Raw genomic sequence first — 1,466 nt, forward strand, 5'->3', positions numbered from 1 at the left:
GGGGGTGCGGCAGAAATCCTGGAAGGCGGGGCGGGCCGTTCGTTCGTGCTAGGCCGCCAGGCCCAGCGACTCCCTGTACGCCTTCGGGCTCAGCCACCCGAGCGACTCCTTGATCCGGCCCTCGTTATGGTAGCGCAGCCACGCCTCCAGGCGGGCCATGAACTCGTCCGCGGAGACGCCGCGCCAGTCCCTGCCGTGGAAGAACTCGTTCTTCAGCCTCCCGAAGAACCCCTCGCACGCCGCGTTGTCCGGGCTGCAGCCCTTCGCCGACATCGACCGGGTCAGCCCGCGCCCCTCGCAGATGGCGATCCACCCCGGCCACCGGTAGTGCCCGCCGCGGTCGCTGTGGACGACGGGCGCCTCGCCCTCGGCGAGCCGCGCGCAGGCCCCCTCCAGGCTCGAGTTGGCCAGCCCCGCGCTCGGCGAGGTCCCGACGGCCCAGGACGCGAGCATCCCGTCGAAGCAGTCCACGACCGCGGACAGGTACACCTTGCGGCGGTCCCCCGGGATCCTGAACTCGGTGATGTCGGTCACCCACAGCCTGTTCGGGGCGTCCGCGCGGAAGCGCCTCTCCACCAGGTTCGGGGGCGCCTCGGAGACCTCGCCGGCGTAGGAGCTCCACCTCTTCGGCCGCCTCAGGTAGACGACCTCGCAGCCCTCCTCCGCCATGAGGCGGCGCACCGTGCGCTCCCCGCAGGCGATGCCGCGCTCCGCGAGGCGCCGGCGCACGTAGCGGTAGCCCCGCGCGCGGCCCGCCGCCTCGAACTCCTCCACGACGGCCGCCCTGGCCTCGGCCCACCTGTCGGGCGCGGCGGCCGCCTTGCGCGCGTAGTGGTAGCTCGACGGGGCGATGCCCAGCCTAGAGGCCAAAAAGCTCGGAGAATACGTCCCCCTCATCGCGTCGATCACCGCCGCCTTCTCCCTGTTCGAGAGGCTCCCCGGGTCGACGCGGGGGCCTTTTTTTACGGCCCTGAGCACCTCCCGCATCAGGTCGTTCTCGAACTGCAGCTCGAACACCCGCCGCTTCAGCTCGGCGGGGTCGTCCGGCAGCGCGGCCAGGTCGTCGGGCGCGGGGCCGGCGTGGGGCCGGCGGGCGTCGATGTCGGTCACGAGGGCGTCGCCTCCTCCCTCCAGGTACTTGCGCCGCCACGCGAGCACGGTGCACGGCGCCACGCCGCAGCTCCGCGCCACCTCCCGGTACGGCTCGCCGCCCAGGACGCGCGCGACGGCGGCCTCCTTCTCCTCGGCGGCCAATCTTACCGCAGGCTTGCGGGGCGCGGGCGGCTCGCCGCGAGAGGCGGCCCAATTCCGCAGGCAGGCGCGGCTGGGGTAGCCGAGTCTCTCGACGGTCCTCCCGGCGCTGCCGAGCTCGTCGTAGAGCTCGAGCGCCGCCCTCTTCTGCTCCTCGGAAAACATCCGGGCTCCTTCCCGCCCACCCCGCCTTCCAGGATTTCTGCCGCACCCCC

General features: G+C 72.9%; 1 protein-coding gene. It reads right to left on the bottom strand.

What is annotated here, in order from left to right; translation table 11 throughout:
• Positions 1 to 48 precede the first annotated feature (48 nt).
• Positions 49 to 1,416, bottom strand: a complete 1,368-nt coding sequence (locus tag DMP06_RS11210) for an IS3 family transposase (protein ID WP_123209811.1) — start codon at positions 1,414 to 1,416, stop codon at positions 49 to 51.
• Between the last annotated feature and the right edge of the window lie 50 nt (positions 1,417 to 1,466).

The sequence above is a fragment of the Slackia equolifaciens genome (assembly GCF_003725995.1).
In the GTDB taxonomy this organism is placed as follows: domain Bacteria; phylum Actinomycetota; class Coriobacteriia; order Coriobacteriales; family Eggerthellaceae; genus Slackia; species Slackia equolifaciens.